We start from the raw sequence: 25753 nt of genomic DNA, 5'->3' as shown, positions 1-25753 counted from the left end.
AGTAATCAGTAGTCAGTAGTCAGTGGTCAGAGAGGAAAATGCCCTGGCCACCGACTACTGACTACTGACTACTGACTACTTCGTTTCGTTTACTGCTGTTGGAACGACGGGCAGCCGATCAGGACGCTGTACATCCGCTTGATGTCGCCTTCGTCGGCGGCTTCCTTGAGGACCTGGCGGGTCTTGTCGCCGATGTCGTCGCAGATCAGTTCGCGGACGATGTCCTTATAGAGGTCGTCCACCTTCTTGCCCTTGTGCTTGGCGAAGACCTTTTCGCTGGGGACGATACCGTCGATGCCGCCACGGGTCAGCGACAGGGCGTAGTCCCAGCGGGCGGTCAGCACGCCGGCGTCAAGCCAGGCTTCCGAGCGGTCGTAGTAACCGGTCGGATCGGGGCACATGTAGACTTCCTGGCCCATCTTCTGGAGGACGGCGTTGACCTTGCGGGCCGAATCGACCTTGGCATCGACGGCGCGGTTGGCGCTGATCACGAACTCGAACGGGGTCTTGAACTTCGAGCGGAAGTTGCCGCGGTCGAGGAACTCGGGGCTCAGGAAGATTGCCTCGTACACCTTCGGCAGGTCACCCTTGCTCGAAAGGAAGACACCTTCCACGCGGCTGATCAGGGCCGGCGGGGGGGCATCGTTGACGAAGTACTTGCAGAGCTTGGTGGCGATGAAGTTGGCAGTGTACTTGTGGGTGGCGAGGTAATAGATCGCCTGTTCGCCGCCCTCGTAGCCCGGCTTGATGGTGACGCCCATGACCTTCTTGGCACCGGCCTGGTGGATGCCGTCGTTGAACTTGAAGTCGTAGTTACCCTTTTCGTACTGCCAGCCAGTGAGGACCTTGGACAGTTCGATGACGTCGAAGTCGGTATAGCCGCGGTCGACGCCGACGGTGTGCAGTTCCATCAGCTCGCGGGCGTAGTTTTCGTTCCAGTTGTTGGCTTTGGAGAGCTGGTTGTCGAGATAGTCGAGCATCGCGGCGTGACGGGCGGAAGCAAAGACCATGTCTTTGAACTTCCCGAACAGGTGCGGGCGAATGACGGTCGCTTCGTAGTTGGTCGCGGCCCAGGACCGGGTCTTCTGCTCGGCGCTGGAGATATCGACCGTGAAGTGGTTGCGCCAGAACTCAGCGAGAACTTCCTGCAACTGGCGGTTGGAGTAGATGGCGCGGGTGACGACTTCGTCCTGGAGGATCTTGCCCGGTTCGCGCCAGGGGCCGCGGCCGCCCTGCTCGTAGGGGTATTTCTTGTAAAGTTCGGCGACGGACATCTTGGCTTCGGGGAAGCGCTTGAGGATGTCCTTTTCGAGCTCGGCGTCGTCGATCGACTCGGGCTTCATCTGCTGGGTGACCCAGCCCTTCCACTGGTCGGTCATGCCGCCTTCGAGGAGCACCTTTTCGACATCGCCCTGCTTGGGGCCGAACGCCATGCGGTTCATGACGTGCATGACCTTTTCGCGGTCGGACAGCGGGGGACCGACGAGCTGCTGGGAGCCGGGATCCTTGTGGGCTTCGCGGAACGCGCCCGACTGGATCTCGAGCATGCGGAGCCGACCGAGCTCTTCGGAGGTGATACGGGCCTTACGGCGGCCCGGCTGGTAATTGGCCGGGTTGTTGTCGGACATCTTCGGGTCCGACTGGGCACTGGCGGGGGAGGTGGTCAGTGCGACAAAACACGCGCCACCGGCGAGCGTGACCGCTGCCAGCGTACCGATGATCGCCTTGCGCAGGCGACCCATTTTCTGAAGATCTAACGAGCTCATGTTGTCTTCTCCTCGGATGAACCGGTGGGCATTCCGCGATGATCCCTCACAGGAATGTGCCACAAGTATCCCAAATTGGACGACTAAACGGAAGAACTATCGGCGGAGGAATCGAGGCGACGTCTGTAAGGAAGGCTGGTCGGGGTTTCCCCGGGGCAAGCCCTTAAGGCTCGGCATCCCGGGGTCCCGGCCGGATCAGCCGGGGTTGCCCGTTCCCGCAGCTCATCCAAAGACCTTCGCGGCACTTACACCAATTCAACCCGTCCACTCCGCCTGCGGCGCAATCCCGACGATAGTACCGCTTATTCCTTCTTCGACGTCTGCACGGGCGGCCTTCACCCAATGCCTCGGTATGGGTTCGACCGACCCATAATCCACGGGCCCGGCGACAGGGCGTCACGAGAGATCACGTAGAGGATGAACGCTCATTAGAAAGAGGGGAAATTTTGTCCGGCAAATCACAGAGTCATCCTTCGGCGACGCGTGGCACCCGACCATCCGCCGCCCCTTTACGCAACCCGGGCGACTTCGGTTCTCCCGAAGTCGCCCGGGTTGACGACACTGCTTTGGGTTTTCCCTGTTCGATGCCGGGACTACTTCGGTGCCACGTCTTTCGACAGTTCCTGGCTCAACAGTGTTCGGCGGTCCTTGTCTTTTTGCACGGCCATCTTGAGCTCCTGCACGAAGACAGGGGCTCCGCCCTTCATGTACTTGCCGTCGAGGATTTTCTGCCCCTTGGGGTTTCGCACCACGACGGTGGGGTAGCCGCGGACGCCGAACATCTCGGCGAGCATGTTGTTCTGCTCTTTCAGCTCCTTGGACTGCTTGGCCTGCAGGTCGGCGGCGGCGGGGAAGTCGACCTTCAGCAGGATCAGGTTGTTCCGCGAGTAGGCCTTGAACTCCGGCGTGTTGTAGATCTCGTCGTCCATTTTCTTGGAGAACTCGCTGCCATCGGAGCTGACGAACGAAATCAGCAGGTCCTTCGACTGCTGGACAGACAGCGCCTGGGCGACCTTCCAGCTGTCGAGCCAGCCGCCGCCGTAGTCGATCGCGGGGAGCATGGGCTCCAGGCGTTTGATGAGCGGGCCGCAATCGACGGGGTCGAACGAGACGGGGATCATCGCCTTGTTCTGCCCGAGGCCACCCGGATCCCAGATGACCAGCTGCAATGCCGAGGGGCCGAACTTCCACTTGGCGGCGAAATCGCGAATGTACTTGGCCTTGGGGCTCTGGTCGACGTCTTCAGGCCAGGCAACCTGCACGAAGCCCATGTTCCGGTTGATCCACCGGACGAAGAGCTGGTTCGTCAGCAGTGAGTCCTTCAGCTTTGCCGCGACCTGGTTATTGGCCAGTTGATGGATCGCGATGCAGACGGGGATTGCCGTCTTCTTGGCCGACGCGACGGCGGCCTCAAGGTCGGGCTGTTCGACGAGCTTTTCCTTGGTCGGGCGGCTCGCGACCACCGTCTGGCAGTATTCGAGCCACTTCTGGGGCTTGCCTTCAGACTCTGTTTCGCGGAGCGATGCGGTGTTGTACCCGCACCGGCCGAGCAGTTCGCCCCAAGGGTCGAGGAAGATGAACGTCGGCACCTTGGCGACATTGAACCGGCTCTTCATTTCACCGGCCTGGGCCTTGATGTTCGCCGCCCGCTTGTCGTTCAAAATGAAGTCGATCTTGACCAGGATGAGGTTTTCGTTGGCCCAATCCACCCAGTAGGGGGTGTTGATGACCTCGTCTTCGAGCTTCTTGGTGTAGTCGTCCCGGTCGGTGGAGCAGAAGTAGAGGAGGATCGGCTTCTCGATCCGCTGGGCGGTCTTCTGCGCCAGTAGGAAGTCGCTCATCCAGTTGGCGGTTTTCTTGGGGGCGGCGGCGGGCACCGGCGGGGCGGGCTTGACGCCGCCCGTTCCCGCGGCCGGAGCCGGTGCCGCTGCGGGCTTGGCCGCGGGTTTGGCGGCAGGCTTGGCCTGGCCGAAGGCCATGCCGCCGGCGATCAGGACGACGGACGCCGTCATCACCGCGGTGCATCGTGCATTTTCAAGGGTGCGAATCAGGTTGCGTAGTGCCACTTTTGCTCCTCCGAGCCGGTAGAACGCCGTCAGTGCCTTTGCCAGGGCGCGGGCACAGACGGTTACAGCCCTATTATCGACGAACGGTCCGCCAGCAATAGTGTACCCACGGCGGCGGAGAAGGTTCAAAAATCTCGCCAGACATGCCGCCGGATTTCAAACCCTTCAGAAGAGGCAGTCGGAAGCAGCACTTATCGTCCGTAAGGCGGACCCGTTTGGAAGACGTATTGGCGGCTGCGGGCGGGCTTCACGTGGGATATCCGGACGCCGACACTCTGCGGCCGGGCAGACCATGGCCGCGGCTGCGCTCGAAGAGCCTGCCGAGGTGCCTGCGAAGGCGGTCGGAAGCGCGGTCGATCGCGCGGTAGAGATCGGCGTCGACCTCGACGACGGCGGCCGACGGCATTCCCGGGGCCGTTGCTTCCAGGTGGCACCGCTTGTCGATGCCGCCGCGCGGGCCGTTCACGTCGCTCACCCGCACGATCACGCCCCTGATCCGCCGGGTGAAGTGGGACAGGTCCTTGATGAGCCGCACCCGGGCATGGGATTGGATCGATTCGGTCACAGAGACGTTCAGTCCGCGAATGCTCAGTTCCATGATTCGGTTCCTCGTACGAATGGCGTGTCGGTCGCGGGCAACGTTCCCGCTTGCCGCCGACGCGAAGATCATCGGCACGCCGCCCCAGATCGACAATTACGAAGTTCGGCGGTATATCCACGGTTTTTACGAGGTATTGAAATGCAGCTCCAGTGGCTCAATTACCATCATCTGCTTTACTTCTGGATGGTCGCGCGGGAGGGGAGCATTGCCGCCGCCGGTCGTGAACTCCTGGTGGCCGAGCCCACCATCAGCGGACAGGTCAAGGAACTGGAGCGATTCTTCGGCGAGAAGCTGTTCGTCCGGTCGGGCCGGCGGCTGGTACTGACCGAAATGGGCAAGGTCGTCTTCGACTACGCCGGCGACATCTTCTCGCTCGGCCGGCAGATGCTCGACACGGTGCGGCAGAGGCCGACCGATCGGCCGCTGCGGCTTTCGGTGGGCGTCACCGACGCGATGCCCAAGCTGGTGGCGAGACGGCTGCTGGCCCCGGCGATGCACGGGCCGCCACGCGTCGAGCTAACCTGTCACGAAGACACGCTGGACAAGCTCCTGGTCGACCTGTCCACCTTCCGTCTTGACCTAGTGCTGAGCGATGCCCCCGTCGGTGGCGGGGTGAAGCTGAAGAGCCACAGTCACCTGCTCGGCGAGAGCGGCGTCAGTTTCTTCGCGGCGCCGGCGCTGGCACGTCGGCTTCAGGGCAAGTTCCCCGCCTCCATTGCCGACGCCGACCTGCTGCTTCCGACCGAGGAGACGGCGTTGCGGCGGGCACTGGACCAGTGGTTTCGATCCCGATCCCTGCGGCCACGCGTGGTCGCCTCGATCGAAGACAGTGCCTTGCTCAAGACATTCGGCCAGGCCGGCCTGGGTGTTTTTCCAGCACCAACGGTCGTTGAGAAAGAGGTCTGCCGCCAGTACCAGGTGAAGATGGTCGGTCGCACCAGCGAAGTACGCGAGCGGTTCTACGCGGTGACGGTCGATCGCAAACTCCGCCACCCCGCGGTCGTCGCGATTTGCGACGGCGCGAAGGGAGCGTTTCATGTAGCGCCGGCCGCAACGCCCCCACGGTAGAAGTCCCATGAACAAGCGTCCCCCGCATGCTTGTGGGCAGGCGGGGGACGCGCTTGGGTTACCGAGTGAGACGGTGGATGCCGAAAGTCCGGTCTTACTTCGCCTCGGCCGCGCCGGCGGGGGTTTCCGGCTTCCAGTCGACCACGTTGTTCCTTTCGCCCAACTGCTGCAGCGGGCGATACCAGATGTTCCGGTACTTCACCGGATTGCCGTGGTTCTGCAATTGCAGCGGCAACTTCTCGTCGTGCTTCGAATACTTCGGCTGGTTGTAGTGGCCGCTGCCGCCGGTCAGGCGGTAGTGGTCCTGCGTCAGCACGCCGTTGTGAATGACCGTGACGGTCGCTTCACGGGTGACTTTACCCTCGGCGTCGAACCGTGGGCCGCGCCAGATGATGTCATACGCCTGCCATTCGCCGGGCTTCTTGCAGGCGTTGACCATCGGGGGGTTCTGGCCGTAGATCGCGGTGGCGCCGCCGTCGGCGTAGGTGCTGTTTTCGAAGGTGTCGAGCACCTGCACCTCGTACTTGCCCATGATGTAGATGCCGCTGTTGCCGCGACCCTGGCTGTCGCCCTTCACCTGCGCGGGCGAGGCCCACTCGACGTGAAGCTGCATGTCGCCGATCGGCTCGCGCGTCTCGACGCCGGCCTTGCCGTCGACGATCATCGCGCCGTTCTCGACCTTCCACGAAGCGTCGCCATTGCCACTCTTGAACTTGCTCAGGTCCTTGCCGTCGAACAGGACGATCGCGTCGCTCGGCGGGGTGCCCGGCTTCTCGCCGTCGGGGAAAGTGCCCGGCGTCACCACCGGCGGCTTGGGACGCGACAGGTCGTGGATCACCCAGCGGCCACCCGACACCTGGTCCGGCACCCGCTTGGCTTCCTTGGCCTGGCCGTAGACGTACGAGAACCCTGCCACGCCGACCGCGATCGCGGCGACGGGCATCAGCACCCACCGGCGTAAGCCGCGGGCGGAAAAGGCGCAGCACGCCGGGGTGTTCTCGGACGACGCGTCAACCACGGGCAGACCCTGTAAGCGATCGGACATGATGGAATCCTCCTGAATGTTGCGGATAAAACCCGGCATTCCGCCCGTCAGGCGGCGCGGGAACGCCATGGTACTGTCCCCGACGGCCAAACGCGACACAACCTGCTGTTACGCAGGGCAGTTCGAATCCTCCGTGCTTCGCCCGCGGTGATCATGGCCAAAGGGCGTGAATTGTTGAGTAGCCGCGCACGCAGTGTACTCACGGAGTAAGCGGGAATGAGCCCCGAACCGTCACAGTTCCCGCTCACTCCGTGAGTACACTGCGTGTTCGGATCCTTCAAAGGTCGCCATAAATGCTTGTATGCTATTGACTTGCAGATTCGAGTAAGATGTCGGCCAGGTGGATTCCGCACTCCCTCGGTGGTGGACACCGCGAACAGTAACCCAGCCGACCGGGGTGATCCCGGCGGCCCCTGCGGATTGCCATCTGGCGGAGGACCTTACGTGCTAACTTGTCTCGCGCAACGTTCCCGCGTGCTCAGCCCCGTCGCCGGGGGTGTTCAGCGCCCCCATCGCGTACCCCGTCCGGTTCGCCGGGCTGGTTTCACGCTGCTCGAAATTCTCATCGTGATCGCAATCATCACGATCCTCTTCGGGATCGGCATCTACGGGTACCGCTCTCTGGAAGAAAGCGCTTCGAAGAAGCTCACCCGCACCACGCTCGGCAGCGCCGCCGGCCTGCTGAAGGAAATGAACAGCACCGGCTCCTACGCGCGGGTCGAAGGTCCCAAGGATCAGATCCCGCCGCCGTTCTACGAACTGGGTTTCTCGCTGACCAACCCCGGCGACGTCACGGTCGGCAAGGCCGGCCGGGCCAAGATCGCCAACGACGACGCCACCGTGAACACGCCCAGCCAGGTCAGGCTGATGAAGATCCTGCGGTCCAACCCCAAGATCGCGTCGATGATCGCGGGGTTCCCCTCGCAGGCGCTGTTGACGGCCGATCCCGGCCAGCCTGCCCGTACCGTCCCCATCATCTCTGATGCGTGGGACAACCCGTTGCTTCTGGTGCCCTCCGGTGGGCTCAAGGGTGTGAACTTTGAAAACGGCAGCAATAACCAGACGATCACCAGCAGCGGCCAGACGACCAGTCCGGCCAATCGCGCGTTCTGGGCCTCCGCCGGACCGGACGGTGACTTCACCAAGGGTGACGACAATCTGTACTCGTTCCAGAACTGATGAGATCGAAGGATGAAGGCGGAACTGAAAACACGACCGAGAACGAGCGATTCAATGGCACGATTCATCCTTCATCCTTCGTCTTTCATCCTTCCAGCCCGGAGGCGGCGATCTTTCGGCTTTACGCTGAACGAACTGCTCGTCGTGATCGCGCTGGCCGTGCTGATCCTGGCGCTGGCGCTGCCGGCGTTCAACGCGATCACCGGAAGCCGAACGCTCGAATCGGCCGAGAACCAGATCTCGTCGTACCTCGCGTCCACGCGTGCCCAGGCGATCGGCCTTCAGGAGCCGCGCGGGGTTGTTCTTTTCACCGATGCCGGCACCGGCCGGGTCACCCTCGTGCAGGTGCAGTATCCGCCGGGCGTCACCCGCCCGCAGATCGATCTGCTGGGTGTTGCTGATGACATGGCATTGCCGGTGGGTGTGGGGCTGCAGGCCGTCCCCAACGGTACCGGCGCAAGCGGAAGCCCGCCGGCCTACCCGTGGCCGGCGACCGCGATCGTCATGTTCGACGGCGACGGCAAACTGCTGCTCGACAATGTCTCGTACACGTCGACTTCGAACCTCGGTAAGCGCCTCCGGGCGACCGCCAATTTCCCGACGACACTCACGAACATCGGTTTCGTCCTCTATGACAAGCCTGCCTATGACAGTCAGGTCGGCGCGGCTGCTCAGAAAAAGTGGATGGACGAAAACGCCATCCCGTTCCTCGTCAACCGCTACAACGGAACGCTGCTGCGTGGCGAGTAAGCGCTCGAATCAAAGGATGAAGGCTGAAGGATGAAGGCGGACATACAAACAAGTTCAAGAGCGAGCGGTTCCATGGCACCATCCCGTTTCATCCTTCATCCCTCATCCGTCATCCTTCGCGGGCACCGCCCGCGCCGTGGTTTTTCGTTCACGGAGGTGCTGTTCGCGGTGATGATCCTGGGGATCGGGTTCATCATGATCGCCGGGGTGTTCCCCGTCGCGATCAGCCAGACCGCTGCCAGCCAGGAAGAAACGATCGGTGCCAGCATGGCCCGGTCCGCCGTCGCCGCTTACGGCTCGATGCCTTACCTGTCGCAACTGATTCCCAACAGCGGCGTGGTCACCCGGCTGACGGACGACGACGTGAGCGTGCTCACCCCCAGCGCCGGCTCGCTGACGCTCAAGCCCTGGTCGCTGATCAAGGGCAACCAGATCCTCGCCGACGAGCCCCGGTTCGGCTGGGTCGCGCTGGTGAAGCGCGACACGACCGACTACCGCGGCCAGCCCCCCAACAACGCACAGTTGATCGTGATTCCCGTTCAGATCCGCGGTGAATCGAACTTCAGCACGGCCGACCTGACCCAAAGCGGCACCGGCAACAACGCCGAAGCCGGTCTGCTGCCGTACCCCGTGCAGGTGACGCTGACGGACAAAGGCAACGACGCCGACGAGTGCGTTGTGAGCGGCACGTTCGCCGACGCGGCCGCTCCGGGCGCGGTAATCGTGCTGCGCACGGGCAAGATTTACCGGCTCGGCGATCTCAAGGACGGGAGCACGAGCGTGTACCAGTTGCTGCCCGGAAACGACCTGCCAACCTCCGCCGAGAACACCGCCGGCGCGGTGGACGCCTACATCGTCGGCCGACGCAAGATCGGCGGTACGTTCACCGGCCAGTCGATCGCGATCGGCACGTACGTGACCTACATCCCGCTGCGGCAGTGACCGAGCGGCGGGGGCGGATGCACACGCGTCCACTTTTGGCGATTCGTGCGACGCAGGATCGCGGGCCCCGGCCCGGCAGATAATCATCGAACAAGCGTCGGTCCGCCGCAGGACAACCCGTAGAGTTTCAAGCCATGCAAATGACTTTCCCCATCGCTCGTTCGAACGCCCGCCGCTGTCCGCGGCGTTCGGGGTTCACGCTGCTCGAAGTGCTGGTGTCGATCTCTCTGGTGCTGCTGATCATTCTCGGCGTCAACCAGGTGTTCGCGCTGACGAGCCGGGCGGTCGGCGCGGGCAACGCGCTGTCCACGGCGGTCCGCGACGCGCGGAACGTGCAGTCGATCATCACCAACGATCTGAGCAATGCGGAGATCGAGCGTGCTCCATTCCTGTATCTCGATTCCGAAGTGATGCTGGCTTTCCGGAACAAGGAAGAGCAACTCGCCGACATCGACTTCAACCCGGCCAGTACAGCTCGGGGGACCGTCGAGACCTCCTTGCTCACGGTCGATCGCGACAAGAACGGTCGGGAGAACGACCCCGGCGACCAGACCCCGCGGGCATTCCTGACCAGCCGCACCCATCGGACCGACGTTCTCAAGTTCTTCAGCCGCCAGAGCGGCCGGCGACAGACCGGAAACAAGACCACGTTCGTTTCCGGGGTCTCCGCCAGTGAGCAGTACATCACCTACGGCCACGTGCGACAGCCGGCGGTGATCGACAATTTGACCACAGGTCAGTTGCCCGGGATTGGTCCGACCGGGACTGCGTTGACGCTCGCGGCAAATCCGAACAACTTTTATGCAACACAGTGGGTGCTGGGTCGCGTCGTGTTCCTGCTTCGAGAGCCTGAAATCAGCGGTTCCAACAAGATTATTCGCGACACCACGCTGCCAGGATCGCCTCAGCAGACCTACTACGGCCGTGGCAATTCTGCGACTCCCGCGTCCTCCATGTCGCCGTTTTCTGAGAACTCGCAGTCGACGACGACTGGAACGATGATCGCCTCAGAGTTGATTCAGTATTCCTTCTATGACTTGATGGGCATGGGAATGGAGCGGCACCGCACGGACATCATGCCGTTCTTTATCAATGCCGGACGGCAGGCCACTTGGCATGATGCGATCGCTTTCCGTCATTCAGCCTACCCGGCCCCCAGCCGACCGCTGACCAGCCAGGGCGTCGCCCGTACGGTGCCCTGTTTCGTCAAGTCCTGCACCCAGTTCGTCGTTGAGTACGCCGGGGATTTCATGCGGCAGAAGGACGACGGCACGCAGGACCCCGATCCGAGCACCGGCCCGGGCAGCGGCAAGTGGTTCGCCGACGGTTCCGGCAACGGCACCGATGGCGTCATCGACTACAACGTGTCGAACGAAGGTGGCGTCCTGAAGCGATCGATCCGGTGGTATGGCTTCCCCCGCGATGTGAACAACGACGGCAAGATCGTTCGCAATACCGGACCGACTTCCACGAACGCAGACGTCGTACCGCTTCGCGACTACACCTCGACTCCGCTGAAGTTCGAGCGCACCGTTCTGCCCATTCCGGCGGGCAACGACTACGGCACTGCCCAGGGGGTTGGTACCAATGCTCACTACCGCTGCGTCTGGGGCCCCGATACCTCGAGCTATCCCCGTCCGAAGATGATTCGCATCGTGATGGCGGTGGATGACCCGGCCGCGCGGATCGCCCGCGAGCAGTATTACGAGTACGTCGTCGAACTGCCGTGATCTGCGGCGGGGCGCTCGGGTCATTCCCGGTGCCGGGTCAGTTTTTCCATCGAACACGCCGACGGCGACCTTCCCGTCCGATCGTCGGCCCGGGCCGTGCGGGCACACGCCGTGTGCCCCTACTCCACCCCGTTTTCGGGGAGCAACCGTATGAAGAACGCAACACCATCCCCAGCCGAACCCCGCCCGATGATGACCCGGCTGCGCTCGGCCTTCGGCCTGCTGAATGCCGCCCACCGCCGTTTCCGCCGCGCCCGTTCCGGATCGGTCCTGATCCTTGTCATCGCGCTGCTGGTCCTGCTCGCACTCATCGGGACGGCATTCATCACGACCACCGGCAACGACCGCGATGCCGCCACCCAGCACAAGTACAACACGCAGATCGAGATGCTGGTGCAGGGTGTGAAGGACCTGATGATCAACGCGATCGTCACGAAGGTCGCCCCGACGGACCTGGCCACCGGCAAGGCGACCTACCGCCCGGCGATACCGCTGTCGCCGGACCCCTCGCGTCCGGTGCAGTCCCCTCCGACGACCAATGTCGTTCCGAAGCAGTTTGCGAACATCGATTACCTGCCGTGGGACGCGATCCTCGCCGACCGCACGCCCAGCGGCGTTCAGCCTGCCGGGCCCAATACGGTGGCGACCGCCGCCCGGTGGCAGTACATCAGCGCCAGCCCGCTGGCGACCAATCGCGACCCGGTTAACCCCGGCGTCTTCCCCAACCAGTTCCGCTCGCCGCTCGTGACAACGAACAACCCCGAGTACTACAGCTCGCGGTTCCGCGTCGAAGCGTCGTACATCAGCGCGACCCTGCCCAACGGGCAGGTTCGGCTCTACCCGGCGTTCATCATCCTGGACCCGGCCGATCCCAATAACGGCAAGACCGTCATGGCCGCCGACTCCGACGGCGACGGCATCGCCGACGCCGGCCTGTTCGAGCTCCCGGTCGGACAGATCGACGGCGTGCGCTACTTCGCCGCGATCCGCATCGTCGATAACGCCGCGGCGATCAACGCGTCGGTCGCGTGGGAAAACTGGCGTTCGCAGTTTGCCGAAGACGCGCGGCTGGTCGGCAACTTCACGCCGGCGAACATCGAGTTGCAGCGCCTGGTGGAAGGCCCGGCTTATACGGATGGTCCGGATTCCGGGCGGTTCCAGGCGTTTCAGATGTATCGCCAGGGTGACCAGACCTATTCGAACCTCAGGCCCGTGCGTGACGACGGCAATTCCCCGTATTTTCAGTGGGCGACCCGGTACGACGCGTTCTACTTCGGGCTCGGTCAGCGCCTGGATAATCCGGGTTTGAACCTGGCGGGCGTCAAGTTCCGCTCGCTGGGTCTGGCCGAATCGGCGTCGATGGCGTACCGCTTCACGCTCGCCAATCCGCTCGGCTCGCAATCGGTCCTGGAACAGTATTTCCCCAATTCCACCCGCATGGCGGCCGTCAACCGTCAGCCGTTTACGCCGGACCAGTCCGTCCAGTGGTTCAACACGATCTTCAACACCGGGTACATCGCGACCAACGCCAGGCCGATTCGGCCGTGGGTGGTTGCCCACAACCCGGTGTCGAACGCGGTCCCGTCGTTTACAAGCGACCCGACCGACCCACTCCCCGGCGCACTGCCCCCGGGCATGGACCCCAAGGAAATCCAGCGCAACGGACAGTACCGCTACCGCGGCAACTGGGACGCTGCAACGCTCTACCACATCGGCGAATGGGTCAAGCACGGCGGGCGTTCGTACGTCGCGATCGCGAATCACGGCGGGCTTCAGCCGGCGACCGGGAACGGCTTGCGCACCTGGGCCGAAGTGCCCTGGAACAATCAGCCGGTCAAGCTCAATCCCAACACTGCCAACTTCGGGTCGCTCATGGCGGCCTACTGGGCGGTGATGGCGGACGGGCCCCTGGTGAAACCGACGGGCAACCTCGACGCCGGCTACGGCGGCGGCGATGTCTGGACGTTCGGCGACGTCGTACGCCCCTCAGGCGGCGGTGCCGTGCCTCTCCAGCCCTACTACGTCAAGCAACTCCGGGCGGCGCTGGCTGCCGTCAACACGATCGACATCCGCGACCAGGACGACGACGTCACCAGCCGGACCGTCACGATGTCGGCGATGGACGGAACCAACGCGATCACGGCCCGGGTCTACGGAACCGAACGGCAGCCGTTCATCACCGAGGCGATGGTTCACATCACCAAGGAGGACGTACCCTATGTGATGATCGAACTGTACAACCCGCACGAAGCGCCGATCACGCTCACCGCGTTCAAGGCCTGCTATCGTGACCGGGGCACGGGCGCGATCACCCAGATCGGCTCGCTCGCCGGCAAGACCATCCCGGCCAGGGGCTACCTGTACCTGGAAAGCAACAAGAGCCGTCGGCCGACTTCGCAGGCCGGCGCATTCCCGGCCGATTCGGTGATTACCGAAATGCCGCTGCTGGACGACCTGGTTAACCCGAATAACGAAACCCCCGCCGCCCGGGAGTTTGTGCTCATGCGTACCCGTCGCTACGACGGGACGGCCACGTCCAGCGCCAATCCCGCCAACCTCTTCGACGAATCGGCACTCGAGCAGCAGATTCCGGTGGACCAGTTGGAGTTCTTCGACATCTCGTACGGCGATACGCTCGGCGCGAACCGGGTGGCACCCGAAGTCGGAGGCCCGCAGCCGATGCCGCCCAACCTTTTGTTGCCCATCGCCGACCGCTACCACTACCGCCGGGCCAACACGAACCAGCCGGCCAACGCGTGGCACTCGGTGTACAGCGGCCCGTACAACCGCAATCCACCGGCCAACGAGCGACACCAGCGTGGCTGGGTTCGCGACCCGCGACCGTCGGCGTTGACGCCGGACGACGAGATGATGCTGACGCCGGCGGGTTTCGGCAACAAGACCATGTCGGCGACGGCCGCCCACAACAATTTCGCGGGTGCCGCCAACGCGTCCACCTATCGCACCCGAACGCTGCAGGCCAACAGCGCCGGCATGGGCGGCCCGTGGAAGGGTATCGTCTCGACCAACGTCGGCACCTTCAGCCCGGTGACACCACCGAACGCTACCCTTCCGGACAACACGACGTCGGCACCGGCGTTCCCCTTCGGCGGGTTTGCCCGCACGGGTGACATCCTTCAGGTCACCTTCGTCGGCGGATACCGCATTGAACAAGGCACGTTCTTCGAAATGAACAGCATCTCCGTGGATGCGGCGTTCGCCGAAGATGGCGACATGAACGACGACGACCAGAGCGGTGGTACCGGTGCCACCAATTCGCTCGAACAACTCGGACGGTTCTGCCCGATCGTTCATGGCGGAATCGACGACGTCGGCGGCAAGCCCAATCCGTTGGCGCCACTGGGCAACCAGCGGTACGCCTGGGCGGCCGATATCTTCGATTACTTCAGCGTGCTCAGTCCGCAGGACGACTACTACCCGAACATCGATCCTGCCGTCGGTGCCGACCCAACACTCTCGGTCGCCACCCCGAAATGGCCGGGCGGAAATACCGGCGCTCCCTACCAGCCTCAGCCGGTGCCCAACACGGTGGGATCAACCTATACGTCGTTGAACACGGGCGTCCGCGAAGATACCGCCGCCAATCACGGCCTGATCAACCTCAATACAGCACCGCCGTACGTCATCGCTCAGATTCCGTTCACGACCAACCGGCAGCTGAACGAAGACATTGCCTTTGCGATCGTGACGCACCGTAACAACCAGGGCCCGTTCCGGTCGCTGTTCGACCTGATGAAGGTCACGATCCCGGGTGCGCCCTATACGCCACTCACCAGTCCGCCCAACGGTCCCGGTGCCGGCGGGTTCATCATGGAAGGGAACTGGGGTGCGGTCAGTGCGCTCGATCCGACGCTGGTGCACGGGGACATCACCCCTTATGCGACGAACCTTTCGAGCTCCGGCGGCGATGACCGCGTTGCCGGCGACTTTGAAGCCCGGTATCTGTTGCTCAACCGCATCAGCAACATGGTCTGTTTCCGTTCCGATTCGTTCACCGCGTACGTCGTCGTGCAGGGCTGGCGGAATGCCGGCACGAGCCTGCCTGAGCTCGTCGCACAACGCCGGGCGGCGATTATCATCGATCGCTCGACCGTCGTGCCGAATCTCAGTGGCCCGGTCACCGGCGACGTACAGGTGACCTCGCCGAGCATCACCAACGTGCCGCAGAACTAATCGGGTCTGATAGTTTCGGGGCTCCCCTGGAGGGTGAGGCCCCACCGCCGAAAGGCGGGTCGTCCGCGATCGAGCCATCGATCGCCGTGCGGCCCGCCTTTCGTGTTTTGATGGCCGGATCGAACGGGGCGTCGTTGGTGCCGACATCATCGGCCTACCCCACCGCCCGGCACCCCACCCCGCCAGCGGCTTTCCCCTGACACGCTCCAAAGTTAAGTTGCGTAAACTGGACGACGATGGTGAAATAGGAAAGATGGGGAATCGGGAGAACCGATAACCTGTGTGCGGGCATGGTCGATGTTGCGGCCATGGTGAGCCAGCACACTGGATGACGGACCGTTCCCCGCCCTGCACTCGGAGCAGCGACATGAAGACCGTATTCACGACCGGCGAAGCCGCCGACATCTGCAAGGTCTCGCAGCAGACGATTATTCGTTGCTTCGACAGCGGCCGGCTCAAAGGGTTCCGCGTTCCCGGCAGCCGGTTCCGCCGGATTCCGCGCGACGCGCTGGTCGCGTTCATGAAGGACAACCAGATCCCGATCGAGGGGCTCGATTCGGGCAAGAGCAAGGTCCTGGTCGTCGACGACGACCCGGAAATTGTGGAATTGTTCGTCGACGTGCTGGAGCGCGACGGCCGGTTCGAAATCCGCACCGCCAGCACGGGTTACGACGCGGGGATGATCACGCAGGAGTTCATGCCCGACCTGATCATCCTGGACTACATGCTCCCGGACATCAACGGCAACGTCGTCTGCCAGACGATCCGCAAGAACCCGAACTTCGAACACACCAAGATCATCATCGTCTCCGGCGTGGTCAATCAGGACGAGATCAACGACCTGCTCAAGGCCGGCGCGGACGACTTCGTGAAGAAGCCGTTCAATATCGAAAAGCTCGTGGGACGGATTGGGGAGTTGCTGGTGGTGTGAGAGAGGTAGGAAGTAGGCAGTACGCAGTAAGCAGTACGCAGTGAAGAGAATGCCCAATGCGGAACTACCGGGATCTCATTGCCTGGCGGATTGGAATGGACCTCGTCGAGGCGATATACCGCCAGACGAAGACCTTTCCCAAGGATGAAATCTACGGGCTGACGAGCCAACTCAGGCGGGCGGCGGTGTCGATTCCCGCCAACATCGCCGAAGGTCAGGGGCGAGGCAGCCCGGGCGACTTCGTGAGGTTCCTGCGCATTGCCTATGGATCGCTGCGTGAAGTTGAGACGCTTACCATGATCGCCAAGCGATTGGAGTACGCAGACGCTGCGTGGGTCGATGCTCAACTGGATATTGCCGCCGAACTCGGCAGGGTGATCAACGGCCTTATCAAGGCGAACGATGAAAAGCGGTAGGTATTGGGATGCCGTCTTTACTGCGTACTGCTTACTGCGTACTGCCTACTTCCCATGGACTTACGCGACAAGCGCCTCGATCTGATCCTTCAGCAGCTTGAGGAGCTCCCCACGCTGCCGGCGGTGGCGGTGCGCGTGTTGCAGGTGACTTCGGACGATGCTTCGTCGGCAAGCGATGTTGTTCAGACCATTTCCGCCGACCCTTCACTGACCGCTCGTATCCTGCAACTGACTCGCCGGGCCGATCGTGGCGTTCGGGACGAGATTCAGTCCGTTGACCGTGCCGTCGTCATGCTGGGGTTTGATGCCGTCCGGAACGCCGTGCTGGCGGTATCCGTGTTTCAGGCGTTGGGGACCACCAGTCCGTCCACCGCAAAGTCGCCGGCCGGCGCGGGCGGCTCGGAAGCGAAAAAGTTCAGCAGGGAAGAGTTCTGGAAACACTGCCTGGCCGTCGCGTGCTGCGCGGAACTGCTGGCCGAAGAGGCCGGGGGCGTGCACACGTCGGACGCGTTCGTCTGTGGACTTCTGCACGATCTGGGCAAGATCGCGCTCGATGTGGCCATCCCCAAGAGCTACGCGCGGGTGGTGGAGGCCGCCGAGCTGCTGCGGGGCGACATCGCCGACCTGGAGCGCACCGTCATCGGCGTGGATCACCAGGTGGCGGGTAAACGGCTCGCCGAGCGGTGGCAGTTGCCGGCGGCGGTACGGGACGTCTGCTGGCTGCACGGACAGCCGCCGGAGGCGTTGCCGCAGGCGGTCAAATCGCAGCTCATCAACCTCGTTACCCTCGCCGATCAGCTCGTCCGCCAGCAGCACCTGGGCTACAGCGGCAACTACGCGTTCTCGGTCGCCCGCGACTCGCTGCTGTCGGCGACGGGCCTGACTGCGGCAAAGGTTGAAGCGGTCGTCGCGGCGATCATCCCGCGGATGGAGCCGCGCCTCTCGGCGCTGGGCCTGGACCAATCCACCGGCGACGAGCTCTATCGACGGGCGCTGGACCAGGCCAATCGCGAGCTGGGCAAAGTCAGCGGGCAATTGGCCGCCAAGAGCAAACGCCTGTCGCAGCGAACTCACTTCTTCGACGCACTTCAGCAGTTTCAATCCGGCCTGCGCGGCGACGCCACGCCCTTGCTGGTGATGTCGGCGATTGCCCGCACCGCGGCGGGGGTGATCGGCCTGGACCGCACCGCCGCCTTCAGCCTGACGCCCGCCCAGGACTACGCCGAGGCCGCGCTGTGCGACGCCGACGGCGGGGTGATCGAATCGCAACTGGTCGAGCTGCCGGGGATGTCGGATGTCACCGAAAGCAGCCCGCTGACAGAGGAAGAGCTGTCGGCGATCCGGGCGTTAAGCGGTGAAACACAACGAGAGCCTGGTGAGCACAACGGCTCGGCCGCGGGTTCTCCGGCAATGGGTGCAAATGCACTCCCGGCAGCGTCTTCCAAGCGCGTGCCCGCAAGTCTACTCCCCGGCGACGGCCCGGTGCTTCCCGCCGGCGATTCCATCGAATGGCTCACCGGTGCGCTGTCGCCGAAGCTGCCGAATGAACGCCGATTCTGGATCTGCCTGCAGGCCGAGGGGGCGTGCATTGGTGGGCTCGTGTGGGGTGCGCCGGCGGGGGAGGCGGAGCGATTGTTGCCCCAGGCGCAGGAACTGGCGGCGTTGTCGCACGGGTGGTCGCTGGCGCTGCGCATGGCGCAGGTCCGTGACGAGGCCCGCACGTTGTCAGAAGAACTCGCCGAGGCCAACCGCCAGCTGCATACGACCCAGGACGTGCTGCTGCGGACGCGCGCGTTGACGACCGTCGGCGAAATGGCCGCCGGTGCGGCGCACGAAATGAACAACCCGCTCGCGGTCATTTCCGGACGCAGCCAGTTGCTCGCCCGCACGATCACCGACGACAAGCAGAAGGCGATGGCCCGGCTCATCCACGAGCAGGCCGACCGGCTGAGCGACATCATTACGGAGATGATGGCGTTCGCGAAGCCGAACCCGCCGAAGGCCTTACCTTGCGAAGTGGGGAGCCTCATTACCGGCGGACTTACTCGCGCCAAGGCCCAGGCCGATCCCGCCGATAGGGGTGTTGAAGTCAAAATTGGAGCGGTTCCGAAAGTTGCTGTAGACGCCGAGCAGGTGACGGCGGCACTCTCGGAAGTGCTGATCAACGCTATTCACGCGACCGACCCCAAGACCGGGCGGATCGCGGTGCAGGCGGGTCATGACCCCTGGTCCGGACGCGTGGTGATCAACATCAAGGACAACGGCTGCGGCATGGACGAAGCGACGCTCAAGCGGGCGTTCGATCCGTTCTTCAGCAGCAAGCCGGCCGGCCGTCGCCGCGGCCTGGGGCTGGCCAAGGCGTTGCGGTGGGTCGAGGCCAGTGGCGGATCAATCCGGCTGGAAAGCCGGGCCGGTGAAGGCACGCGCGTCCTGGTCGTTCTGCCGGGCGATCCGGCGGCAGCGGGCAATCCCGGGCGTGGCACGGGCGCAAAGTCCCCGTCGGAACGGCAGAACGGCTCAAGTGGCGGATCCGCCGTCATAAGCGTTGCCGGTTCCCCCGCCGGTGCCCTCGCAAGTGAATCGGACGCTTCCGGCAGGCGGGTAGGACAAACGCCGGTCGAATCGCCGTCCGATGACCAGAAAAGACAACCCCTGCCGGCCGGGCAGGAACGAACGCCGCAGATGTAATGTCCGCGGTCGTTCAGTGGGTGAGCGAAGAACCGGCCGAAATCCCGAGGGAACGGGATGTGCTGAAATCGAACCGGGTCCGGACGCAGGACCATATCGATTCGCACGCACTCAAGGAGAGTGGAGAAATCGCCGGCGGCTCAATAGCCGTTCGGCTCCGGTGGCCGCAGTCCCAATCGCGGCCGATCCGAGGCATCCGGGACGGGAAGAAAATGCTTCGCGCCGATCGTGCGCACCGTGACCGCCGGGACCATCGAATGATGGCGTCCGAGGTGGTCAGGCTGCGGACGCGGGGCGCGGCCGAACGTGAGGAATGCATGTCCGCAACGGGCAAGTCAGGCTCGATGGTTTTGCCGGTACGCCCCATGGTGCTCGTCGTGGACGACGAGCCGGGAATGACGGAGATGCTGGGTGATGTCGTCGGCGCGATGGACTGCACGGTCGTCAAGGCGGCCAACATCGCCGAGGCGCGCCGCATCATCGCACGGGAGTCGGTCCAGGTCATGGTCGCCGACATGAAGCTGCCCGACGGCGACGGGATGTCGCTGCTCCGGAGCCTGCGGAAGTATCAACCGTCGGCGCGGGCGATCGTCATGACCGGCGAGCCCACCGTCGCCGCCGCGACCGAAGCGATCCGCCACGGCGCGGTCGATTTTGTCGCCAAGCCTTTCGACGCCAAGGCGATCACGGCGCACGTACGATCGGCACTTTCGCTGTCGGAGCAGGTCGCACGCCAGGACCAGAAGATCGTCAAGCTTAAGCGGGCCGTGAAGCGCCTCAACGCCGCCCGCAAGACCATCAGCCAGAAGGTCGACATCCTCTGCAACGACCTGGTCAGCGCCTACGGCGAACTCTCGAAGCAGTTCGACGTCCTTCGCACGCAGGAGAGCTTCCGCAAAACGATTGAACCGGCCCGCGACCTCGAGCAGCTGATCTGCCAGTCCATGGACTGGCTCATGCGGCAGCTCGGCTACAGCAACGTGGCAGTGTGGCTCGTCGGTGACGACGGCGGATACCAGCTCGGGGCGTACATGAAGTACACCATCCCCGGCGACGAACAGGTCAGCGAAATCCTGCGCCGGGTGGTCCTCCCGCTCGCCGCCCGCGACGGCCGCGACACCCCGATGAAGTTCAAGTCGTCCGAACTGGCCGACAAGCTGAGCCCCAAAGAGCAGCAGTTGATGAAGGATCAGGAGATCCTGACGATCGACTGCACCTACCTCGGCGAATCGCTGGCGGCGATCGTCTTCTTCCGCGACGAGCACGTGCCGTTCAGCGAGCCAGACCTCGATACGCTCCGGTCGGTTTCGCCGATCTTCGCGTCCGCGCTGGCGACGATCGTTCGCGGTGCCGAGACCGACGCCCCCGAGCCCACCGGCGCGGAGGACTCGTTCGATTCCAACAGCGACGGCGGCGGAACCTACGACCCCAAAAAGCGCAAGAGCAACAAGCCCGACCCCGCCGACTGGTGGAAGCGCGGCGAAGAGCCGCCGTTCTAGGAATCTTTTGAAAAGCAGACAGTCAGCAGTACGCAGTGAAGAGGGTGCGCAAGCCGCCTTTTCACTGCGTATTGCTTACTGCGTGCTGCCCACTAATTTCGTAATTGCCCCGGGCACTTAGCGCCGATAGTATCGTCTGAAGTACGGCGTCTGCGTTGTTCGAGATGTGTGGGCACTATTCGGTCACCCGATAAGCTTGTTACGGGGATGCCGACTGGTCCGACGCAAGCCTGCAGAGCCCGAGGGACTTGTTCCCGCCGGTATGATTTTGTGCCGGCTCGGGTGTGACGGGAAGCGGAAGACTGGAACGTCGAAAGCCGCAAGGCCGACGACTTTCGGACATCACCCACCTGACACAAAGGGTTTGACTGAACCCGCTCACCCACGGCAGCCGTGGTCACCGTATTCTAAAACACTTGAGGCACGGTCTTCGGACCGTGCCTTTTGTGTTTCTTGGTGTGATAGTCTGGCCCTCCTGCCGTCGGTTGCATTGTCATCGGTGGGCAACGTCGGTGAGCCACATTTCATCGGCGTTTCCGCGCTGTGGCGCATGGTGTCCTGCCCTAGTCTCCGGTCGGCGCGGTCGATGGCGGCCGCCACAACGACAACCATTCACGGAGACACCATGGAAACCCTCGAAGAACTTTTCCAGGAACAGATCAAAGACCTCTACAGCGCCGAAAACCAGCTTCTCAAAGCCATGCCTAAAATGGTGAAGAAAGCTTCGTCTGAGAAGCTTGCCCGGGCGATTGAGGATCACCGCAAGCAGACTGAACAACAGGTCGAGCGGCTCAAGAAGATCGGCGAAGCCCAGGGCTTCAAGCTCACCGGGAAAGTCTGCAACGCCATGAAGGGGCTGATCGAGGAAGCGACCGAGGCGATGCAGGAGGGCGAATCGGGCGCCGTGATGGATGCCGCGATCGTCGCCGACGCCCAGCGTATCGAACACTACGAGATCTCAGCCTACGGCACGGCGCGAAGCCTGGCCGAGCACCTCGGCGACAAGGCGTCCGTAAAGCTGCTGGAGCAGACGCTGAAGGAGGAAGGTGCCGCCGACGAGAAGCTGACGAAGATCGTCATGAGCGACATTTACCCGCAGGCGCAGGTCGACGCCGACGAGATGGCCTCGATGGACGCATGAGGCGTTTGCTGCCGCCGTCCGACCGGGCTTCAAACGCATCAAATGCAAAGAGGTCATCACCACGGTTGACCTCTTTGCGTTTGCTGTTGTGTCGTGACGGGGAGGATCAGCCCAGCACGGAGGAGGCGACTTCGACCAGTTCGTCGAGGTTCGCCGCGGTCCGCTCGATGAGCGCGCGGTCGATTTTCACATCGTCGAGGCCGGCGGAGTCGAGCTTCTGGTTGATCGCTGTCAGGTTAAAGCCGTGCTTGCTCTGGCAGCAGATGGTGTCGGCGGCGTAGACGACGCTGACTAGGAGCCGGCTTTGTCCGCCCAGGGCTGAGGGGTTGTGATGGTTGCCGGCGACGAGCTGGCAGGCCTGCGGGAACTTCCACTGTTCGGCCAGCGCCAGGCCGAGCTGCTGATGGTCGGCGCCGATCATTTCGCGTTCCATCTCGCAGAAGGTCGCAGCGTCGCTGGCACCGATGGCATGGCTGGCTCGGTCGCAGACGGCCCGGATCTGCTCCGGCCACAGCTGCATGGACACCAGGATCCCCATGTCGTGGATCATCCCCGCCAGGAACGCCTCTTCGGCCATCGGCAGCTTCATCTGCTTGGCCAGATCGCGCGAAGCGACACCGACCGCAATGCAATGCCGCCAGAGGTCCTTCGCCGAGAAAGTGTCGCTGAGCTTGGCCCCGCGGAAGAGCTGACCGAGGCTGGCGGCGACGGCAATGTTCTTCACCGCATTGAGGCCCAGCAGGACGATCGCCCGCTCGATCGAACCGATCTGTCCGGGCAACCCGTAGAACGCGCTGTTAACGACCTTGAGAATGCGCGTCACCAGTGCCGGGTCGTGCGAGACAATCTTGTGCAGTTCCTGGGCGCTGCTCTTGGGATTCTCCACGGTCGCGATGATCTTGGCCGTCACCTCGGGCAGCGTGGCAATGGTGGTTACTTTTTTGACCGCTTCGTGCGGATTGATGACGGGCGCGGCGACGGCGATGGACATTCGATCTCCCGGAAAAGCTTCAGTCCCTGACGGCAGTATCGATTGGAATCCGGGCAGACTTGAGAAGATTGGTAAACCGTACGGTCTCTACAACCCCCGCCAAGCAGGGATTATCGGACTGAGGGCGTGCCCGCTCATTTCGGCCGCCCGGTCGCTGTCAGCGGCGAGGCCGTCGTGTGTTTTCGTCGGTCTTTGCTGTGGCCAACTGCTCGTCCGTCAGGTTCCGGGCACCGGTCAGATCTGCCCCGCACAGGTCGGCCCCGTTTAGCTTCGCACCCAGGAAGTTGCTGCCGCGTTGCCGGGTGTCGCGAAGATTCGCGCCGCGTAGGTCTGTGTTACGGAAGCTGCCGCTCTGAAACTCCGCCCCGCTGAAATCCGCGCCGGCCAGATCCATTCCCTCGAAATCAGTTCCCTCAAAACGTGCCGCCCGGAACGACGCCCGGTTGACGTTCCGGGCCGGCAGCGGTGGCGGTGGAACAGGTTCGACGATCCCGTTTCGAACCCGGGTCTTGCCGTCCACTGCCGCCGTATCGATCGACGTCAGGTAGCTTTGACTGAAACGCGCTCCGTCAAACTTTGCACCATCAAGATCCGCACCGGCGAGCGTGGATTGCAGGAGCTCGGCACCTCGGAAATCAGCATTACGCAGATCAGCCTTTTCGAACGTCACCTGGAGCATGTGAGCGCCGGCGAAGATCGCACCCGAAAGCTTCTCGCCGCCGTAGCGGCTCTGCGTCAGCAGCTGTCCGCGATGGTCCAGTTCCGCCGGTACGCTGCCGGCTGGCGGCAGGTCGGCTGGCAGATGCCGGGTGAAGGGCGGAAGCGGTGGAAGCGGCGGCCGCGTCTGTTCGATGACCGTCGGCGGGCCGCGCCAAGGGACACCCGGCATCCCCGCAGGCCGCTCAGCCGATTGGCTCTCGCCGTCGCGATGACTGAAGCGAGACCAGCGCAGGACAAAGGCCGCTCCCATCCCGATCACGAGCACAAGCACGGTAACCCACACCGTCGTCGGCCTCCCGGTGCGTTCCACCGCAGGGGTTTGCGGTTCGACGCGCGTGGCTCGAACGTTGCCCGGCGTTTGCTGATGTGCGGGTATCGAGCGCAACTCGTACCCGCATCTACGGCAGAATGCCGTGTCGGTCGGCATCAGTTTTGAGCACCGCGGGCAGGCAATGTTCGGCATGGCAAGGTCCTGAGCATTCTGGGGCGTAACGTGCCGCTTATCGCGCGGGTTGTTCGGGCATATCCCGACGCGGCATCCGTTCCGAACCCGACCGTTTACCCTATCATGCGAATCCCTTTGAAGGGAGTCTGTTCCGCCGCGGCCCGCACCTCAAACCGCGGAACACTCGTCGCGTCCGCAAGCCGCGACGGCGGAGTATCCGTCGGCCCCTTCGGTTAGATTCTTCGAGCAACACGCATCGAGAGCCACTTCTGCGAGACAGACATGGAACCACACCTTTATCGTCACGGCGTCCTTCGCTGTGTCGCGGCAGCCGTAGTGGCCGTGACATTGATCGGCTGTCATTCCCACGTCGGGCAGGCCGACGAACACCCATCGTCCGGCAGCGGTGGGCCGCTGATGGCGTATGTGGGTACCTTCAGTTCGCCGCTGAAAGATGTCCTGCCGACGCAGGTGGATTTGCCGCCGGGTAACGGCCGGGGCATACACCTCTTTCGTGTTGACCGAAAGACGGGCACCTTCACGCCGGCCGGCATCCTGGAACAGGGCACCAGCCCCAACTGCCTGGCGGTGAACGCCGCGGGAACGGTGCTTTACTCGACCAACGAAACCGACCACCAAGGCGAGAGCAAAGAGGGATCGCTCAGCGCGTTCGCAATCGACCGGACCAATGGCTCGCTGCGGCTGCTCAATACCGTGCCTTCCGGCGGTGCCGGGCCCACCTACCTGAGCATCCATCCGTCCGGCCGTTTCCTCCTGGTCGCGAATTACTTCGGCGGGTCGGTCGCGGTCCTGCCGATTCAGGCCGATGGCCGGCTCGGCTCGCCGTCGGACGTCAAACGTCCCGAAGGGAAGATCGGCCCGACTCGGGCGACCAACGCACCGCCGGGCAGCTTCGCCATCAGCGGGCACGATCGGACGCACGCCCACATGATCCTGACCGATCCCTCCGGCCGGTTCGTTTACCACGCAGACCTGGGGCTCGACAAGCTGTTCATCTGGCAACTGGACGAGAAGAAGGGCGTCCTGAACCCGGCGGCCATCCCATCCGTAGCGTTGCCGCCGGGCGACGGCCCGCGGCACTTTGCGTTTCACCCCAACGGTCGATGGTTCTATTCGGTCCAGGAAGAAGGGTCGAATGTCGTGCTCTTCGACCGCGATGTCGCGACGGGTTCTCTCGTCGCGAGGCAGACGATCTCTACGTTGCCGCAGGGGTTCGCTGGCAGCAACTTCTGCTCGGAGATCCTCGTGTCCCCCGACGGCCGGTTCGTTTACGCCGGCAACCGCCTGCACGACAGCATTGCCGTCTTTGCCATCGGTCCCGATGGCAGGCTGACCTATGTCGCCGAGGAATGGACCCGCGGCAGCTACCCGCGCAGCTTCAACTTCGACCCGGCCGGGCGGTTCCTGTATTGCTGCAATCAGCGTGGTGACAATGTCGCGTGCTTTTTGATCGACGCCGCAACGGGAAAGCTGACATTCACCGGCCAGTACGTGTCGGTGGGGAACCCGTCGATGATTCTGCTGCTGGATTTGGGCAAGCCCGGCGGTACCCGCTGAATG

General features: G+C 63.4%; 18 protein-coding genes. 12 read left to right on the top strand and 6 right to left on the bottom strand.

What is annotated here, in order from left to right; all coding sequences use genetic code 11:
• Positions 1–89: 89 nt before the first annotated feature.
• The 3 genes from IPV69_RS10655 to IPV69_RS10645 form a co-directional block, all read right to left on the bottom strand.
• Positions 90–1766 carry a DUF1800 domain-containing protein gene (locus tag IPV69_RS10655; protein ID WP_206295090.1) on the bottom strand — a complete coding sequence of 559 codons (1677 nt, stop codon included), beginning with the start codon at positions 1764–1766 and terminating at the stop codon, positions 90–92.
• A 593-nt stretch (positions 1767–2359) separates the two neighbouring features.
• Entirely contained in the window at positions 2360–3832 is a 1473-nt protein-coding gene (locus tag IPV69_RS10650) for a thioredoxin fold domain-containing protein (RefSeq protein WP_206295089.1), read from the bottom strand.
• A gap of 247 nt (positions 3833–4079) precedes the next feature.
• Positions 4080–4430, bottom strand: coding sequence for an HPF/RaiA family ribosome-associated protein (locus tag IPV69_RS10645; protein WP_206295088.1), 351 nt, complete (start codon positions 4428–4430; stop codon positions 4080–4082).
• A gap of 141 nt (positions 4431–4571) precedes the next feature.
• Between IPV69_RS10645 and nhaR the strand changes: the two genes are divergently transcribed.
• Positions 4572–5501 (top strand): transcriptional activator NhaR, encoded by a 930-nt coding sequence (nhaR, locus tag IPV69_RS10640; RefSeq protein WP_206295087.1) that lies wholly within the window; start codon positions 4572–4574, stop codon positions 5499–5501.
• 94 nt (positions 5502–5595) lie between these two features.
• Here nhaR and IPV69_RS10635 read toward each other — a convergent pair whose 3' ends face one another.
• Complete coding sequence (locus tag IPV69_RS10635) at positions 5596–6546, bottom strand: 3-keto-disaccharide hydrolase (RefSeq protein ID WP_206295086.1); 951 nt, start codon at positions 6544–6546, stop codon at positions 5596–5598.
• A 264-nt stretch (positions 6547–6810) separates the two neighbouring features.
• Between IPV69_RS10635 and IPV69_RS10630 the strand changes: the two genes are divergently transcribed.
• The 10 genes from IPV69_RS10630 (at position 6811) to IPV69_RS10585 (ending at position 22016) form a co-directional block, all read left to right on the top strand.
• Entirely contained in the window at positions 6811–7725 is a 915-nt protein-coding gene (locus IPV69_RS10630) for a prepilin-type N-terminal cleavage/methylation domain-containing protein (protein ID WP_390884388.1), read from the top strand.
• Positions 7726–7779: 54 nt separating this feature from the next.
• Complete coding sequence (locus IPV69_RS10625) at positions 7780–8475, top strand: hypothetical protein (RefSeq protein ID WP_206295084.1); 696 nt, start codon at positions 7780–7782, stop codon at positions 8473–8475.
• A 72-nt stretch (positions 8476–8547) separates the two neighbouring features.
• Entirely contained in the window at positions 8548–9417 is an 870-nt protein-coding gene (locus IPV69_RS10620; RefSeq protein WP_206295083.1) for a type IV pilus modification PilV family protein, read from the top strand.
• Positions 9418–9557: 140 nt separating this feature from the next.
• Positions 9558–11147 carry a PulJ/GspJ family protein gene (locus IPV69_RS10615; protein ID WP_206295082.1) on the top strand — a complete coding sequence of 530 codons (1590 nt, stop codon included), beginning with the start codon at positions 9558–9560 and terminating at the stop codon, positions 11145–11147.
• Between the two features lie 150 nt (positions 11148–11297).
• Positions 11298–15341: a ComEA family DNA-binding protein gene (locus IPV69_RS10610; protein ID WP_206295081.1), complete on the top strand. Its 4044-nt coding sequence runs from the start codon at positions 11298–11300 to the stop codon at positions 15339–15341.
• A gap of 367 nt (positions 15342–15708) precedes the next feature.
• Complete coding sequence (locus tag IPV69_RS10605) at positions 15709–16272, top strand: response regulator (RefSeq protein WP_206295080.1); 564 nt, start codon at positions 15709–15711, stop codon at positions 16270–16272.
• A gap of 56 nt (positions 16273–16328) precedes the next feature.
• Positions 16329–16688, top strand: coding sequence for a four helix bundle protein (locus IPV69_RS10600; protein ID WP_261362001.1), 360 nt, complete (start codon positions 16329–16331; stop codon positions 16686–16688).
• Between the two features lie 54 nt (positions 16689–16742).
• Entirely contained in the window at positions 16743–19376 is a 2634-nt protein-coding gene (locus IPV69_RS10595) for an HDOD domain-containing protein (protein WP_206295078.1), read from the top strand.
• Positions 19377–19693: 317 nt separating this feature from the next.
• Positions 19694–20875, top strand: coding sequence for a response regulator (locus IPV69_RS10590; protein WP_206295077.1), 1182 nt, complete (start codon positions 19694–19696; stop codon positions 20873–20875).
• Positions 20876–21500: 625 nt separating this feature from the next.
• Entirely contained in the window at positions 21501–22016 is a 516-nt protein-coding gene (locus IPV69_RS10585; RefSeq protein ID WP_206295076.1) for a ferritin-like domain-containing protein, read from the top strand.
• 106 nt (positions 22017–22122) lie between these two features.
• On the opposite strand, the gene IPV69_RS10580 is transcribed toward IPV69_RS10585, so the two are convergent.
• Both IPV69_RS10580 and IPV69_RS10575 read right to left on the bottom strand, forming a co-directional pair.
• Positions 22123–23007, bottom strand: coding sequence for an HDOD domain-containing protein (locus IPV69_RS10580; RefSeq protein WP_206295075.1), 885 nt, complete (start codon positions 23005–23007; stop codon positions 22123–22125).
• Between the two features lie 157 nt (positions 23008–23164).
• A complete protein-coding gene (locus tag IPV69_RS10575; protein ID WP_206295074.1) occupies positions 23165–23896 on the bottom strand; it encodes a pentapeptide repeat-containing protein in 732 nt (243 codons plus the stop codon).
• A gap of 558 nt (positions 23897–24454) precedes the next feature.
• Between IPV69_RS10575 and IPV69_RS10570 the strand changes: the two genes are divergently transcribed.
• On the top strand, positions 24455–25750 hold the full coding sequence (locus IPV69_RS10570) for a lactonase family protein (RefSeq protein ID WP_206295073.1): 1296 nt from the start codon (positions 24455–24457) through the stop codon (positions 25748–25750).
• The last annotated feature ends 3 nt before the right edge of the window (positions 25751–25753 follow it).

This window comes from Humisphaera borealis (assembly GCF_015169395.1).
Classification (GTDB): domain Bacteria; phylum Planctomycetota; class Phycisphaerae; order Tepidisphaerales; family Tepidisphaeraceae; genus Humisphaera; species Humisphaera borealis.
Note: the sequence above shows the minus strand (reverse complement) of the source record. Positions and strands in the feature narration are given on the sequence as shown.

Bases quoted from the DNA above. Each gene is read 5' to 3' on its own strand.
- IPV69_RS10655 (WP_206295090.1), bottom strand. From the start codon at position 1,766: ATGAGCTCGTTAGATCTTCAGAAAATGGGTCGCCTGCGCAAGGCGATC.
- IPV69_RS10645 (WP_206295088.1), bottom strand. From the start codon at position 4,430: ATGGAACTGAGCATTCGCGGACTGAACGTCTCTGTGACCGAATCGATC.
- nhaR (WP_206295087.1), top strand. From the start codon at position 4,572: ATGCAGCTCCAGTGGCTCAATTACCATCATCTGCTTTACTTCTGGATG.
- IPV69_RS10635 (WP_206295086.1), bottom strand. From the start codon at position 6,546: ATGTCCGATCGCTTACAGGGTCTGCCCGTGGTTGACGCGTCGTCCGAG.
- IPV69_RS10625 (WP_206295084.1), top strand. From the start codon at position 7,780: ATGGCACGATTCATCCTTCATCCTTCGTCTTTCATCCTTCCAGCCCGG.
- IPV69_RS10620 (WP_206295083.1), top strand. From the start codon at position 8,548: ATGGCACCATCCCGTTTCATCCTTCATCCCTCATCCGTCATCCTTCGC.
- IPV69_RS10615 (WP_206295082.1), top strand. From the start codon at position 9,558: ATGACTTTCCCCATCGCTCGTTCGAACGCCCGCCGCTGTCCGCGGCGT.
- IPV69_RS10610 (WP_206295081.1), top strand. From the start codon at position 11,298: ATGAAGAACGCAACACCATCCCCAGCCGAACCCCGCCCGATGATGACC.
- IPV69_RS10605 (WP_206295080.1), top strand. From the start codon at position 15,709: ATGAAGACCGTATTCACGACCGGCGAAGCCGCCGACATCTGCAAGGTC.
- IPV69_RS10600 (WP_261362001.1), top strand. From the start codon at position 16,329: ATGCGGAACTACCGGGATCTCATTGCCTGGCGGATTGGAATGGACCTC.
- IPV69_RS10595 (WP_206295078.1), top strand. From the start codon at position 16,743: ATGGACTTACGCGACAAGCGCCTCGATCTGATCCTTCAGCAGCTTGAG.
- IPV69_RS10590 (WP_206295077.1), top strand. From the start codon at position 19,694: ATGTCCGCAACGGGCAAGTCAGGCTCGATGGTTTTGCCGGTACGCCCC.
- IPV69_RS10585 (WP_206295076.1), top strand. From the start codon at position 21,501: ATGGAAACCCTCGAAGAACTTTTCCAGGAACAGATCAAAGACCTCTAC.
- IPV69_RS10580 (WP_206295075.1), bottom strand. From the start codon at position 23,007: ATGTCCATCGCCGTCGCCGCGCCCGTCATCAATCCGCACGAAGCGGTC.
- IPV69_RS10575 (WP_206295074.1), bottom strand. From the start codon at position 23,896: ATGCCGGGTGTCCCTTGGCGCGGCCCGCCGACGGTCATCGAACAGACG.
- IPV69_RS10570 (WP_206295073.1), top strand. From the start codon at position 24,455: ATGGAACCACACCTTTATCGTCACGGCGTCCTTCGCTGTGTCGCGGCA.